At 46.3% G+C, this 15,038-nt stretch carries 12 protein-coding genes; 4 read left to right on the forward strand and 8 right to left on the reverse strand.

All coding sequences use genetic code 11. The annotated features are described in order from the left end of the window. Positions 1–344 precede the first annotated feature (344 nt). Positions 345–2,000: a sulfatase-like hydrolase/transferase gene (locus B5D48_RS08095; RefSeq protein WP_023938555.1), complete on the forward strand. Its 1,656-nt coding sequence runs from the start codon at positions 345–347 to the stop codon at positions 1,998–2,000. A gap of 22 nt (positions 2,001–2,022) precedes the next feature. Next, positions 2,023–3,789, forward strand: coding sequence for a phosphoethanolamine transferase (locus B5D48_RS08100; RefSeq protein ID WP_158441719.1), 1,767 nt, complete (start codon positions 2,023–2,025; stop codon positions 3,787–3,789). Between the two features lie 104 nt (positions 3,790–3,893). Here B5D48_RS08100 and prmA read toward each other — a convergent pair whose 3' ends face one another. The 8 genes from prmA to B5D48_RS08140 all read right to left on the reverse strand — a co-directional run bounded on the left by prmA (position 3,894) and on the right by B5D48_RS08140 (position 13,250). Beyond that, complete coding sequence (gene prmA, locus B5D48_RS08105; protein ID WP_023938559.1) at positions 3,894–4,760, reverse strand: 50S ribosomal protein L11 methyltransferase; 867 nt, start codon at positions 4,758–4,760, stop codon at positions 3,894–3,896. Positions 4,761–4,778: 18 nt separating this feature from the next. Further along, a complete protein-coding gene (gene rodA, locus B5D48_RS08110) occupies positions 4,779–6,230 on the reverse strand; it encodes a rod shape-determining protein RodA (protein WP_023940170.1) in 1,452 nt (483 codons plus the stop codon). Then, entirely contained in the window at positions 6,227–8,167 is a 1,941-nt protein-coding gene (locus B5D48_RS08115; protein WP_023938085.1) for a penicillin-binding transpeptidase domain-containing protein, read from the reverse strand. The genes rodA and B5D48_RS08115 overlap by 4 nt, the downstream gene beginning before the upstream one ends. After that, entirely contained in the window at positions 8,167–8,691 is a 525-nt protein-coding gene (locus B5D48_RS08120) for a rod shape-determining protein MreD (RefSeq protein ID WP_036888496.1), read from the reverse strand. The genes B5D48_RS08115 and B5D48_RS08120 overlap by 1 nt, the downstream gene beginning before the upstream one ends. Beyond that, on the reverse strand, positions 8,681–9,589 hold the full coding sequence (mreC, locus tag B5D48_RS08125) for a rod shape-determining protein MreC (RefSeq protein WP_023938087.1): 909 nt from the start codon (positions 9,587–9,589) through the stop codon (positions 8,681–8,683). Before mreC ends, B5D48_RS08120 begins: the two co-directional genes overlap by 11 nt. A 64-nt stretch (positions 9,590–9,653) precedes the next feature. Next, entirely contained in the window at positions 9,654–10,673 is a 1,020-nt protein-coding gene (mreB, locus tag B5D48_RS08130; RefSeq protein ID WP_023938088.1) for a rod shape-determining protein, read from the reverse strand. Positions 10,674–10,774: 101 nt separating this feature from the next. Then, on the reverse strand, positions 10,775–12,292 hold the full coding sequence (gene purH / locus B5D48_RS08135) for a bifunctional phosphoribosylaminoimidazolecarboxamide formyltransferase/IMP cyclohydrolase (RefSeq protein WP_036888555.1): 1,518 nt from the start codon (positions 12,290–12,292) through the stop codon (positions 10,775–10,777). Positions 12,293–12,539: 247 nt separating this feature from the next. After that, positions 12,540–13,250: a C40 family peptidase gene (locus B5D48_RS08140; protein WP_052115644.1), complete on the reverse strand. Its 711-nt coding sequence runs from the start codon at positions 13,248–13,250 to the stop codon at positions 12,540–12,542. Positions 13,251–13,999: 749 nt separating this feature from the next. Here B5D48_RS08140 and B5D48_RS09125 point away from each other — a divergent pair. Both B5D48_RS09125 and B5D48_RS08145 read left to right on the forward strand, forming a co-directional pair. Continuing rightward, entirely contained in the window at positions 14,000–14,167 is a 168-nt protein-coding gene (locus B5D48_RS09125) for a hypothetical protein (protein WP_023938095.1), read from the forward strand. A gap of 114 nt (positions 14,168–14,281) precedes the next feature. After that, positions 14,282–14,950: a hypothetical protein gene (locus tag B5D48_RS08145; RefSeq protein ID WP_023938097.1), complete on the forward strand. Its 669-nt coding sequence runs from the start codon at positions 14,282–14,284 to the stop codon at positions 14,948–14,950. Positions 14,951–15,038 lie beyond the last annotated feature (88 nt).

Genomic DNA, 15,038 nt, shown 5'->3' on the forward strand with positions numbered 1-15,038 from the left:
GAAAGCATATCCTGACGAACGAAGCTATGTATCCAGTCAATTCATCGCTCTTTATATGCCTGCTGATGGCGAAGAACTGGTAGAGCTTTATTGATCCATTGGCAGGTACTGAAAAAAGGTTGCACTCCTCTGTCAACCTTTTTCAGTGCACGTCAGTGTTTCCGAAAGCAATATAATCCACCCAAAAAAGTGACATGAGATTTTGAGAGACTATCGAGAGAATATTTTCATAATCTCATAACACACAAAATCCTCCATTCCTATTATCTATAGTTTGTTCTGCTTAACTCATCTTGAATAGGTACCTTCGCAGCCGAATGATTTGAATAATTATATCTAATTACATGGATTCTCCTCGTGTGCAGCGAGCGGTGTTCTTCAAATATTTGTACCGCAGACGCTCCTATGTTTGGCTTTTATGTTTTCTCTTTTTGATCCAGATCTTGGATGGGATCTCCGTCCAAAAGGTTTTGCCTTCTTACAAACTTAGTTTGCCGATCATTCTGTCTGCCCTTGCTTGGTCTGTGATGGCTTTTTATCTTGTCTGCTTCCTGCCATGGCGATGGCTCAGGCGAACGGTGGCTGTGATATTGACTTTGGTCGCTTCCTTGTTTTTCGTGACTGATGTTTATCTGCTCGAGGTCTATCATATTCCTTACACCGATGCTACTGCAGCGCCGATGTTGGCTACCAATCCCGAAGAAGCATTGGGCTTTTTTAAGGGTATGGCAGAATATGCTGGAGTAATACTAAAAGCCTTACTGTCAATCATTTTTGTTTGGATTATCTGCTGGCTGCTCTCCTTCTATTGGGATCGAATAAAACAAATGCTATCGGCCTTTCATGCTCGTGTAAGTCGCTGTGTCTCTCGAAAAATAGTGGTACCCATAGTCTCTATTTGCCTTTTGGGGGGACTGATCCTTCATAGTACTTATACGTTGCAGGGGTATAAAAATAATTGGTCGAATTATAGTTCCATGAGCATGACGGAACGGGTTTTGGTCAGCTATCTTACAGCCCAAAAGGAAATCGAACTGTCAAATATGGATTACCATTTGGCACAGGCAGATCCGGCCAAGTTCATTCGCTCGGATTCCCTCCTTGTTCACAATATCGTAATTGTGACAGCTCCTCATATTTATCCTGCCCTTATGCATTGCTATGGCTACCCTGTGGATAATACCCCTCTTATAGACAAGATGTTGGCTCAGGGCAAATTGATACGTGTTGATAGCCTATACGCTCATCATTCATCCAATTTGGGATCTTTGTCAAGTATGCTTAGTTACGCCCATTTCAGCGATTCGTTGTCGTGGGACCTTTATCCTTCGCTATCGGGCGTGATGCAGATGGCCGGTTATGAAACCTATTGGCTTGACAATTTGAACACAGCTTCTCCGAGTCATGACGTTGCCCCTCAGCTGGCCAATGATTGTCAACACAAATATTGGGTTCATTTAAGAGGAGGAGAGGAATATTGGAGTGATGAGAATATTTATGACGAAAAAGCCTTGGAGCATTTGGCTGATCCATGCCCCAATGGCAAATCTCTCTTTCAAATAGTTTCCCTCAACGGAGGTACCCCCAGTATATGGAGTCGTACCCCCGAAGATTTCTTTGAATTTGAAGCTCCGGATGTGCCCATAGGAAAAGATTTGGATAGCCCGGGACAACAATTACTTGCTCATTACAGTAATCTGATCTTAAGTCAAGATTGGATTTTTAGCCGAATTATTGATCACTACCGAGATACCCCATCAATAGTACTATATGTAGGACAAGCCGGAGCTTTTGGGAAAAGCCATCCTTATAGCAACTATGATTTGTCAAAAGAGAAGGAGGGTTGGTTGCCTTTGCTTATCTATGTGAGTCCTGCAATGGAGGAGATCCGACCGGGCATAGGGGATGCTTTGAGAACGGCTTTTGCAGGGCGAATTTCGGCTGATTTTCTACCAGATCGACTGACCCCAATATTTGGCTTTGAGTACAAACGAGAATAATTTGTTATATGGTGACATGGTGATGAAAGCAAGCTCTCGGCAGGATTATTGGAAAGGAGTATGGCAGCGTATATTTTCTTCTTCCTCTATCAGTCTGTTGATTTTTATTTTGGCCATACAATTGCTCGATCTCTATCTTGTGCAGACGATCTCTATTCATACCGATACCTGGCCTCTTTATTGGACAACTATAGCCTTGCCATTGCTGGCTTTGGCTATTCTTATACCGGCTCTTATCCCTTTTCGCACCGTTCGCAGCTGGGTTGTAGGTTGTGAGGTCTTTCTCGTTTCATTGTTATTTATTTGGGAGTATTCTCTTTTGACAGAGAAAGGCACATCCGTGACCGATACAGTGATGATGCAGTTTCTATTTTCGCCAAGCGAAGGAGCTCGCAGAGAGCTGCTTCCCTGGGGGATTTCCATTGGACAAGGTTTTAGAGCTATTCTGTGGCTGCTTTTTTTTGCTGTCCTTGCTGCAGTTCATAGACCTTTGATACGTGTATGCAAGTATTTTATTACGACCTCGCGTTATTCCATGGCCAGACGAATAGGGACATTGGTCATCATCTTTTCTGCTTGTCTTTTCTTTGCTCCATATAGTTGCTCAAGAAGGGCTTACAGTGATTTTTATATCAACGATGATCAATTATCCATGCCAGAACGCTTTTTTGTAGCCACCAAGCAGGCAATGAATGAACGATTGAAGCTACAAGAGAGGATGGATCAGATGAATTCCATTTCTCTTGACCCCATTCGAATTCTTAAGGAGAGACCTCCACACAATGTGGTGCTGATTATCGGGGAGTCGTTGCGTAGCGTGGATATGCAGTGTTATGGTTATCCGTTGAAGACTACTCCTCGGCTGGATTCGATGGCCAAGGCAGGTCATTTGATCCTCTATGATGATGTCGTGACTTGTGCACCATCGACAGATGAATCCTTGAAGAGTGTACTCACCTACCATAATGCACTCGATACCATTTCACAGTGGTATGAATTCCCTTCCATACATCAAGTATTTAAGAGTGCGAATTACAAGACATATCATACCAGTACGCAGGAACGGGGAGGGGCTTATTTAGGTTATGTTACAGCTATCACAAATATAGCTGACAGTACTGCATATACGACGTTGGATACTTATGGTATTTGGAGATGGGGTAGTGTTGATTCGGACAAAAGGTATGATGAAGACATTTTACCTCTTCTCGTTGATTATAGAGATTTTGGATCTCCTTTGTTTACAACGGTGCAACTGTTTGGTAGTCACGAGTATTATAAAGATCGTTACCCGGAGCAGTATGAACACTTCACAGCCGATAGTATTATCGAGACTCAACTCAATGATCATCAAAAAATCATGTCTGCTTACTACCTGAACAGTATCCTCTACAACGATTATGTGGTAGATCAAATTTTCAGGCGATATGCCGATACCAGCAGTATTGTAATCTACTTTTCAGATCATGGGCAAGTCCGCTATGATGCGCCTGGCTATGAAAATTCGTATGGGCATGGTGCAACGGAGAATGCTATGCGTATCCCTTTTATGGTTTATATGAGTCCTCAGTTCATAGAAGAAAATCCTGATATCTATGAGGCGGTACTATCGGCTTGTCATCGACCTTTTATGACGGATATGCTCACTCCTTCATTGGTTGCTCTGATGGGGATTACTAACCGCTTCAGCAATCCTGCTTTCGAGCTTTGGGGAGAGTCTTTCGACGCTACGCGCCCCAGAGAGTTCCATGGTTGGAGAACGGATTTAATATTTACCTCCAAGTATTGAGAAGGTTCTTTTGCGTGGCAGATTTTAGCTGACTTTCTACTCAATCGATCAATTATGATCCCCTGTCTTTGAGTATAGACTGGGATAAATTTGGTAGAGAAGTTTTATTTGAGTTTGCTGACAATGAGTATAGACCATCCCTCCTTGCCTGTTCGGTGGTCTATTGGGGTAAGACCCAGGGAGACAGCTCGTTCTTTGAGCGGTTGTATATCCTCAGCATAGAAACCGCTCATTAGCAGTTTGCCTCCTCTTTTCAGGCACTGTGTGTATTGAGGCATATCCTCCAGCAATACATTGCGCATAATATTGGCTACGATAAGGTCATAGGTTTCGACACAGGGGAGTTGGCTTGCATCTGCGACTAGGGATGTTATGTTGTCTATTTTGTTGAGTCGTGCGTTTTCTCTTGTGTTTTCGATAGCCCAGTTGTCTATATCTATGGCTGTGACGGTTTTGGCCCCTCTGAGGGAAGCAATGATACTGAGAATGCCGGTGCCACAACCCATGTCCAATACTTGCAAGTTGAGGAGATCCAAAAAGAAAAGAGTGTCTGCCACCAATGCTGTGGTCTGGTGGTTACCCGTTCCAAAAGCCATTTTGGGAGAGATGAGGATATCGAAATCCACTGTTTTATCCTCTGGATGAAAAGGCGCACGTATACGGCAAAACTCATTTATCCTCACCGGTTGGAAGTACTTGCTTTCCCATTCATGATTCCAATCAATGTCGGGCTGTTCTTCTGCCTCATAGTCGATCTCTAAGCCTGGCAGAGGGAAGTTGGAGACAGCCTCTTTTATGTCGATTTGTTTCGATAGCTCGGTAGGTATGTAGGCATACAGTCCATTGGGTTGGTATTCAAAGGACTCAAATCCGTATTCGGCAAGGCTTTGGCTCAGCAAGTCGCTTACCGTCTCGCAGTCCAACTCTTCGGGTCTGCGGATATAGTTGATTTTATAGCAGTGATACAGCATAGTATAGTTGGGTGTGGTTTAAGCCTCTCGGCGTGCATCGAGACTGAGGAAGATAAAGAGCAGTATGGAGAAACCCCAAAGCGACGAGCCTCCGTAGCTGAAGAATGGGAGGGGGATGCCTATTACTGGTACAATGCCAAGCACCATGCCCACATTCACTATCAAGTGAAACAGAAAAATACTGCCTACGCAGTAGCCATAGACTCGAGCAAAGACAGTTGTCTGTCGCTCCGATAGGTATAGAATTCTCAATATCAGAGCTGCAAAGGCTATCAGTACGAGACTGGCTCCTACGAATCCTTTCTCTTCTCCGATTGTGCAGAAAATAAAGTCGGTAGCCTGCTCGGGTACATACTTAAGTTTGGTTTGTGTACCCTTCAGGAAGCCTTTGCCGGTAAGTCCTCCCGAACCAATGGCTATCTTGGATTGCTCCACATTGTAGCCACTCCCTCTGGGGTCATCTTCTACTCCGAGGGCTACTTTTATGCGTGTTTGCTGGTGAGGTTGCATCACTTCGTCGAATACATAATCGACCGAGTGAAAGAATCCTAAGCATCCGATGCTGAAGAGCATGATGAAGAAGTATCCTATGCGCAGGTGTGTCCACGCTCGGTAAATGAGCCAGATACTCAGGCCGGCAATTGCAACATAGTTGATAATGGCGAAATTGAATGGCATATTCAGCGCAAGAGCAATCCCCCCTACATACAGTAGCACAATAGTTCCTACTGTAATACTCCAGAAGTATTGGCCGGGTTTGCGCACATAGATGAGGATACTGACCATGGTCGCCAGCATGATAAGGAAAGAGACGACCCATACATCGGCTGGGGTATGCCCCCAAAAGTAGCTGTCACTGAGCTTAATTGCCGCAACAAATATGACAACAGCCGATGTGGCCAGACCTAAGAAAACACCATTGAATCCCTCCCGATATAGAGCCAGAAAAAGAGCAAAGAAGACCAGTGCTGATCCCGTTTCGTTTTGCAAGATGATCAGAAGGATAGGCAGCATCACGATTGTAAATATCCACGTGTAGCCTTTGATGCTACTCAGCTTAAACTCATGCATGGCCAAAACGGAGGCCAAAGCCATGGAGGTCGTTATCTTGGCAAATTCGGCAGGCTGTAGGCGTAGAGGCCCTAAGACAAGCCATGAGTGAGAGCCTTTTATGTCCGGAGCAATCACGATGGTTACTGCTAGTAGCAACAGCATCCCGACATAGAGATAAGGAGCTAATACCTCATAAGTATTGCTGTCTATGGTTAGTAATACTCCATTGATGCAGATGGCCGTGGCAATCCAGATCAACTGCATTACCGGGCGGCTACCCATGGAAAATAGAGCAGAGGTATCGAAGTCGTAAGTAGCACCACAGATAGAGAACCAGCCAGCGACGACTAATGCCAGATAGAGCAGGATCGTCGGTCGGTCCAACAGTTTCAATATGGTGTTGTTGCTCGGTTTCATTGCTGGGAGCCTATCAGAGGTTTCACCTGCGAGGTTGTGACCTGTTTCATCCGGCTGGTATCGCTCTTGAGAGTTGGGTGCCTATACACGTCGTCGTGATAGAATATCTTCGTTTGCTTGATGTTGGAGGCCGTTGCCATAGCCCCGGGGCTTAACTCTCCTTTGAGATAATACTCCATGATGAGCCGCCCGATAGGAACTCCGAATGTGGCCCCGAAACCTCCATTCTCCACATACACAGCCACTGCAATGCGAGGCGACTCTTTCGGTGCAAAACCGATGAAAGCCGAGTGGTCTTTCCCATGAGGGTTTTCGGCTGTTCCGGTCTTGCCACAGACAGTGATTTCACCCGGAGCAAAGTTAGCCCCCCTACACGTACCACCCAAGACCGCCATTGCCATTCCTTCGGCTATTTTCTCCCATATATCGGCGGATATGCCGGTATCTCTCCTCCGGGAATACAGCGTGTCGGCGGGAGATTGCCCTACAAGCTTTACGATATGCGGTTTGTAGTAGTGCCCCCTGTTGGCAACGATGCTCGCTAAGTTGGCCAATTGTACTGGGGTGGCCAGAATTTCCCCTTGCCCAATAGCTATGGAGATGATAGAGCTGCTATTCCATTTACCCTTGTACACTTTGTCATACACTTTGCTGTTCGGTATATAGCCTCTTCGTTCGCTTGGCAGATCGACATCGAGTTTATAGCCAAAGCCCATCCTTACGATGTAGTCTTTCCATTTCTCAAAGGCTTGTTGTACTGTGGGGTAGTACTGCCTGTTGTCCAGCATGAAGCGTAATCCCCAGCAGAAATAGGCATTGCAGGAGGTTGCCAATGCCGGCACCAGAGGTAATGGCGATCCGTGACCATGACAGGCCGGTCTGTTGTGCAGTGGAGGAAAGCCATGGTAGCAGCTTAGTAGAGAGGATGAAGACAAGACCCCCTCTTGCAGGAAGATAGCTCCTTGAGAAGTTTTGAAAGTAGACCCCGGTGGATAGGTCCCCATAATAGCTCTCGCATATAGAGGTTTCCCCGGTGTTTGCTCCAGTATTCGATGATTATTGCCACGCTCTTTCCCTGCTAGCAAGGCCGGATCGTAAGACGGAGCACTTACCATACAGAGGATCTCTCCCGTTGCAGGCTCTATGGCTACGATAGCTCCTCTCTTGCCCTGCATCAGCTCTTCTCCAAGAGCTTGCAAGTCTTTGTCTATACTTAGAGTGATGTCTTGCCCTGGCACCGGAGCTTTGTCGAATTGTCCGTTTTGGTAGCGTCCTTTGATTCGTCCTCTGGCATCCCGAAGGAGGATATTTACTCCCTTTTCTCCTCTGAGAATATGCTCGTAACTCTTTTCTACACCGGTTTTGCCCACATAGTCTCCTGCTACCAGAGAGCTGTCCTGCTCCAAGTCTTTCGGGTTGGCTTCGGCCAAGCTCCCCAATAGATGGGCTGCGTGGTGGTACTCATACTCTCGCAGGGTACGAGAGCGGATGTAGAAGCCGGGGTATTTGTACAACTTCTCCTGAAAGCGACCAGCCTCGGGTGCTTCTATCTGAGAAATCAGTACTTGTGGAACAAAAGGTGAATAGCCTGGGTTGAGTTTTCTATTCTTGACATCGACCAAGCGTTTGACAAGTATATCAGGTTCAACCTTCAGAGTGTGGCACAAATCAAGCGTATCCAGGTTCTCTACCTCACGAATCGTTACCATCAGGTCATAGGTCGGTTTGTTGTATACGAGCAAATCACCGTCCCTATCGTATATCACCCCTCTGGCTGGGTAAATTGGTTTCTGGTAGAATGCATTGCTGTCAGCTCGCTCCTTATAACTTGGGGTAAGTACTTGCAAATAAAACAACCGCCCCATATACAGCAATACGATGGCGATGGTTATCACTACGATGAGATAACGGCTGCTGTTAGGCTTGTGGACGGCCATCAATGGCGGTGATTAGCTTTTTGCCCCCCGAAGAGGAGGTGAAGAAGAAGAAGGAAAATATAGGTAGCCACCCAACTGGAGACTGTGCGTGTGACAAAGTGTAGTGGATCGAATAGAGACCATGCGTCCAATAGAAAGACCAGTAAGGTGTGTAACCCGGATAGGAGGAAGAGAAAGAGGTAAAACCGCCCACCCATCAATCGCAAACCCGGGCGGAGGTGTTTGAGCTCAATGTCGTCCGAGACAAAGAGAACTGCAATGTAGTTCCGCAGAAATGCTGTGGCCGTAAGAGCTGCTGTGTGCAGGCCTGGAGAATTACCAAGAATATCCACCAGCATACCACAGAAAAATCCGTAGAGCAGAGTGGTAAGAGGGGATGCCCGGTGAGGTATCATCAGTAAGATGTACACATAGACCAGAGGTGTGGCAAAGCCGAAAAGAGAGACCGGACTGAACAGCCAGACTTGGCACAAGGCCAGCAGCACTGCCGATAGAATGCAACTTAGGTGTTGTTTAGCGTGCATAGGTCGGCAAAGAGTCTTGTAGGCGTTGTATCTCCGGGGAGGGTTGCTCCGTGAAGACATATACAAAGGAGAGACGAGAGAAATCAGTTGCCAGTCTCACCGGGACGGAAGAGAAATTGGTGTGCGAAGAAATATCTATCTGTTGCTCCGGAGTGGTTTGTATGCTTTTGTGATCCAACTCCTCATTTTCTATTGTGCCAACAATCAAGTTTGGTAGATAGGTGAACGAATAGCCACTGGTAACCACGGTATCTCCCACCTTTACGGTGGCATGTCTGGGTAGGTCAGAAAGTCTGGCATGAGTGATGTCGGAGGGATTGTCCCAACTGAGCGAGCCTACGAAGTCTCGCCCCTTGATCCTACAGCTTAACCTTAGCTTAGAATTGATCAGAGGAACCACCAAAGCGCAACTCTCAGATACGGCTGCAACGGTACCCACAACACCTGTTGCGCTCATCACACTCATATCCTTGGCTATGCCGTCTCTTGTACCTTTATCTATGGAGAGGTAATTGTCCGTTTTGCGATTCGATGCTCGGATCACTCTGGCAGTGACATAATTCGGCATGCTATATCTTATTCCGGAGTCGAGAGCGAAAACCACGGGGCGAACGGTGTCGGCAGCTGCCCTTTGTATATCCCGCTCCAGCATATAATAGCGGGCTTCCAGAGATGCAATCTCTTGCAGCAAAGATTTGTTTTGCTCCTTTAGCCGGACATACTCGCCCACCGAGCTGATTGTCGCATTGACCCGACCCAACAGCCGATTGGTTGCCACCAAGGCAATACTACGGTGGTACAGACTGTCGTTGAACAGCACTGTCAAGGCTACAATCTCCAGCACCAAGAAAACCAGCCAATGCTTGTAGCGGGCAAAGAAAGCAAACAGCCTACTCATTCGATCTCCCGGGCTATAGCTCTATTTACTGGAGGAAAGCACAGACAAAACGGCCAAAAGGGCTCTACTTGATGAGGAACTTGAACGTGTCAATATTGTTTACGGCAATACCTGTCCCTTTGGCCACAGCCAATAGTGGATCTTCTGCCACCTTGAAGCTGATAGCAAAGCGAGAGGTCAGACGTTCTGATATACCTCTAAGCAGCGCACCTCCACCCGTCAGGTAGACTCCGTTCTTTACGATGTCGGCATAGAGAGCAGGGGGGGTTTCTTCGAGAGTTTTCAGGATGGCCGCTTCTATCTTCTGTACTGATTTTTCCAGGCAGTGTGCGATCTCCTGATGAGTGACCTTGATCTGCTTAGGCAGGGTGTCCATCAGGTCTGCCCCCCAAATGGCGTATTCCTCGGGTGGATTTTCCAGATCTTGCAATACGGAGCCTACATTGATCTTGATTTGCTCTGCCATGCGTTCACCCACCTTCACGTTGTGGGTGCTGCGCATATGGTCTATGATATCCTGTGTAAATACGTCACCGGCAATTCTGATAGACTGATCTTTTACGATACCTCCGAGAGAGATCACTGCAATCTCTGTAGTACCCCCCCCTATATCTACAATCATGTTGCCTTCCGGTGCCAATACATCTATACCGATACCTACAGCAGCAGCCATAGGCTCATGGATCATAAATACCTCACGGCTGCCGGCATGTTCGCTGGAGTCCCTCACTGCTCGTATCTCTACTTCCGTACTCCCGGAAGGGATACATACCACTGTGCGAAGCGAGGGAGAGAACCATGAACGCTTTTTGCTGATCATTCTGATCATCCCACGTATCATCTGCTCTGCTGCATTGAAGTCTGCTATCACCCCATCACGCAAAGGACGCACCGTGCGTATATTGGCATTGCCTTTTTCGTACATTTCATTGGCGATCTTCCCCACAGCCATTACTTGGTTGGTACTGGAGTCGAAAGATACTACCGAAGGTTCGTCGAGCACGACCTTTCCATCTTTGATTATGATTGTATTGGCTGTTCCCAGGTCGATAGCCAACGATTGTCTGAAATTGAATAGACCCATGATTTTGATAAAGCTACTTTGTGAGCTGTCTTGCGGAAGCCTGCCAGAGAAACTGCCGATATGCCGGGCTCATCCTCTGTTTCAAGGCTTGTGTTTATTACTTAGTGTTTGAAGTGTCTCAGGCCGGTGAATACCATCGCTACTCCCAATTCATTGGCTTTGTCTATGCTCAGTTGATCCTTTACGGAGCCTCCTGGTTGGACGATAGCAGATATACCAGCTTTTGCTGCAATCTCTACGCAGTCGGGGAAAGGGAAGAAAGCATCGCTGGACATGACCGCACCCTGCAGGTCAAAGCCGAAACTCCGAGCTTTCTCTATGGCCTGACACAGAGCATCAACTCTGGAGGTCTGTCCTACTCCCGAGGCCAAAAGGCGGCTGTCTTTCACCAGACTGATTGCGTTGCTTTTGCTGTGTTTTACCACTTTGGCAGCAAAGACAAGGTCCACCAACTCATCTTCCGAAGGAGACTGGCTGGTCACGGTTTGCATCTGTTCCGTTGTCTCGCTGACGCTGTCTCGCTCCTGTACGAGCATACCGCCCAGCATTGATCGCAATTGCCATTCGGGTTGTGTATGGCTTTTGCGAGAGAGAATGATACGGTTGGATTTGCGAGTCAGGTGAGTCAGTGCCTCTGTCTCATAGTCCGGAGCTACGATCAGCTCGAAGAATAGTTTGTCTATTTCTTTGGCCGTTTCTTCGTCGATTGGGCTGTTGCATACCAGTATACCTCCGAAGGCGGATACCGGATCGGCTGCCAAAGCTGCTTGCCAGGCTTCGGACACAGTTTCTCTGGAGGCTATCCCACAAGCGTTGCCATGCTTGAGTATGGCGAAAGTCGGAGCTGTAAACTCGTCTATCAGCCCCAAGCCGGCCTCGAGATCTTGCAGGTTGTTGTAGGAGAGATCCTTGCCCTGTATCTTGTCGAATACGGTGTCGAGATCTCCGTAGAACATCCCTCTCTGGTGAGGATTTTCTCCATAGCGGAGCATCCGTTGCGTGTCCTCTGCAATTCGCAAGTGAGAGAGCCGTCCCTCATCGAAATAGCCAAATATGGCAGCGTCATAGGCCGAGCTTACAGCAAAGGCTTCCTTGGCAAACCAACGACGTTCGGCCTCATTGCTCTTCCCGTGCTTGTCCTCAAGCAGGGAGCGAAGGGCGGGATACTGATCCTTGGAAGCAACGATGATCACATCCTTGTAGTTCTTTGCTGCTGCTCGTATCAGGGAGATACCGCCTATATCTATCTTTTCGATAATATCTTCAGCAGAAGCTCCGGAAGCCACCGTATCGACAAAGGGATAGAGATCTACGATTACCAAATCTATCAGTGGAAGTTTGTGGCTGGCTACATCGGCCTGATGTCCGGCATCATCTCTGACGGCCAGGATTCCACCGAAGATTTTCGGATGCAGAGTTTTTACTCGTCCGTCCAGCATTTCGGGATACTCGGTGAGTTGCTCCACAGCTGTGCAAGGATAACCCTGAGAGCGGATATATGCTTCTGTTCCTCCTGTGGATACGAGTTCTACTCCTGCTTGGTGCAGCATTTTCAATATCTCATCCAGCCCATCCTTGTGATAGACCGATACAAGTGCTCGTTTGATTTCTTTTTCCATTCGCCTTTGCTTCTGTGCTGAGTCCACATTATACAACTCACAAAGATAGTCTTTTTGGGTATGCAAGCTTTGCCTTTTTCTCTCCAACAGATTGCTAACTTGCTTTCTGTTATTTTTCGAGATTATTCCACAGGGTTTCCCTCCTGCAATACTTTCTTTACCTCGCTTTGGCATACAAAAATCCCCTCTCGAAGATGTTTGTACAAACTTCCTTCGAGAGGGGGTACACTTGGTTGTTAAGGTCTTGTCAGATCGTCTCGGTGGAGTAGGCCGGAGTGTTTACATCGCCTGTGTTACCCTCTTCTTGCAGGGAGTCAGAGAAGATAGACAGACCCAAGCCGGGCAGGTAGGGTTGGAGCAAGAGTAGTTTCTTCTGTCCTTCCTCATTTTTCAGCATTTCTGCCAGTTCGGGTACCCTCCCAATTCCTATAAAGCGACGGACGTAGTACGGCTGTGTATTGTATTTCTGCACAATGATCCCTCTGGAGCAGCTGCTGTGCATCATGGTAATGTCGTCTCCATCCACTTCCACAATCATAGCCACATGCCCTACGCGAGGGCTGCGAGCATTTCTTCCCTTGAAGAAAATAAGGTCTCCCGGCTGTGGCTTATCGGTAGATTCAGTGTAAGCGTGCTGATCTCGGGAGGTTCGTGGGAGTTGGATATTGAATTGAGAGAAGATATGACAGACAAAGCCCGAGCAGTCCATCGGGAATTTGGAGGGACCTTTATATCGGTAGGGTTTGCCCAAGAACTTCTTCCCTTCCTTGATGATTTGAGAGACCAAAGTGGATACGGAGAGGTGTTGTTCCTCCTTCTGAGGAATGACGGATGTCGTCTTTTTCGTGTTCTTTGGAGGGGGAGTGTTGCTTGCGAAAGATTTTGCCACAAGCAGTACGGACAGACCTATGCAAAAAGCATAAATCAAAGCCCGTGCGGATAATCGTGTACTACTCATTCTTTTTCCGATACTGTCTGCTCTGCCCTCTCTTGAGGCCACTGTGAGAGACGGTTTTACTGCTATTGGTTCGGGACAAAAGTAGAAAAAAGTTTCGGAAGTATGTGACCATGTTCTTGATACTTAATACTTAGAATGTGTGGAGTATTAGGTAGATATGCTCCTCGCTGTCCCCTAACTGGCCTTTCGTTTACGGGGATTGTTGTACTTGCAATTGAGAATTATGTGTGGAGGGCTCAAAAAGCATTTGTTTCCCTTCACTAAACCTGGTGTGTTTTGTAAAATTTCGACCATATCAAAAGTCGGGAAAACGGAGAGAAAAGAGCTTGTTGTCTGCGAAAGAGTCAGACCCTTTTTATAGGCTTGGGATGAGCCTCCCAGAATGCTCTATTCATCGGCCTTCTGAAAGGGTCGAAATTCTCTCCTGAGAAAAATTTTGCTAACACAGGAGAGAGCGTTTTTTTTCTCAGGAGAGAATTTTTGCTCTCTCCCGTGTTAGTAAAAAATGCCTCCCCTTGACATCAAAAATGAGAGAGAAAAACCCACTAAAAAGCCTCCAATCAGGGCATAAAAATGCAACCGAATAAGAAATGGAATAATATATCAATAAACAAAGGTTTATTGATGGTGATGACTGGGCCTCCTGAATGAGAGTATCGGGAATTGAGTGAAACTTGTGTAACGACTCTCTTTCTTAAAAATTCTTACCTTGCGCAGTTCAATAATTAGGAGTACAAACGCAAATCAAAATGGCCAATTATGTAGAAGTGTATGTGAGCAAAATGCCACTAAACTGCGAGGTTAAAGTGCAGGCAGCTTTGCCGGAAATGTGCTCAGATATTTCTCCTGATGGGGAATTCCTCAAACGAAAGTTCTGGTTTGACAGAGAGAAGAATCCGCAAAAAGAAGACTATTAGTTGCTTTAAGAAGTGTGACTTATCTTCTTTCTTGATTCAACTTTGTCTCCATATTTCGGTCGCAAGAGAGTAGGATTTTTGAGTTCTATTATTACATCAAAACAAGCAGAAAGAATGAAGTCAATATGTTTATTAGCACTTATCGTCCTTATTGGAGCTGGGTGCAATGGAAGAAGACAGCAGAGCAAACTATCTAATGATAAAACTGCCATGACAAGGGTTTTTGATATTCGTGCGTTCAATAGGAATAAGAATGACTCTAACGAATACTGTTTTAGGCAGAATGACAGTGTAATGGTGAGACAGCAAGAGACAGCAGAATCATTTTATGAGTTTATATCCAAAGAGGGGTCTGAATTCGAAGAGGTTTACGAATATTACAAAACAGGCCATTTGAAACTGTCCTTTCTGTATTTCCGATACGATTTCATGACTGGCGTATACAGAGAATACGACAAGCAAGGAAAACTAATCAGGGAGGAGGATTTGGATAAGGATTTCATTTTTTCGTGGGAAAATATAAAGCAGTATTTGGTGGCACACGGTGTTAAATCCATGAAAAATCAAGTGATAGGCATCAATAGAACTAGTGATGACAATCCCACATGGAGGTTAGAATTCGAGGGAAGCTATAAGGAATACAACAAAGGCCTATTCATCATTACTCTGGATGGAACTACAGGCGAGGAAATCGAAGTGAAGCGATTAAAGGGAAAAAACGCTTTGGGAGAAATGGGGACAACTGCCAACTATGAAATTATATACTCGAGAAAAGAGGAATAAGAATGTGGGATGTCTTTCCCTTTTTCCTTATCAGGACAATTAAAGTAATGGTCTCCGATAGGCATGATAGGACAAAAATGATTTTTCA

It is taken from the genome of Porphyromonas crevioricanis (assembly GCF_900167225.1).
GTDB classification, from domain to species: Bacteria; Bacteroidota; Bacteroidia; order Bacteroidales; family Porphyromonadaceae; genus Porphyromonas; species Porphyromonas crevioricanis.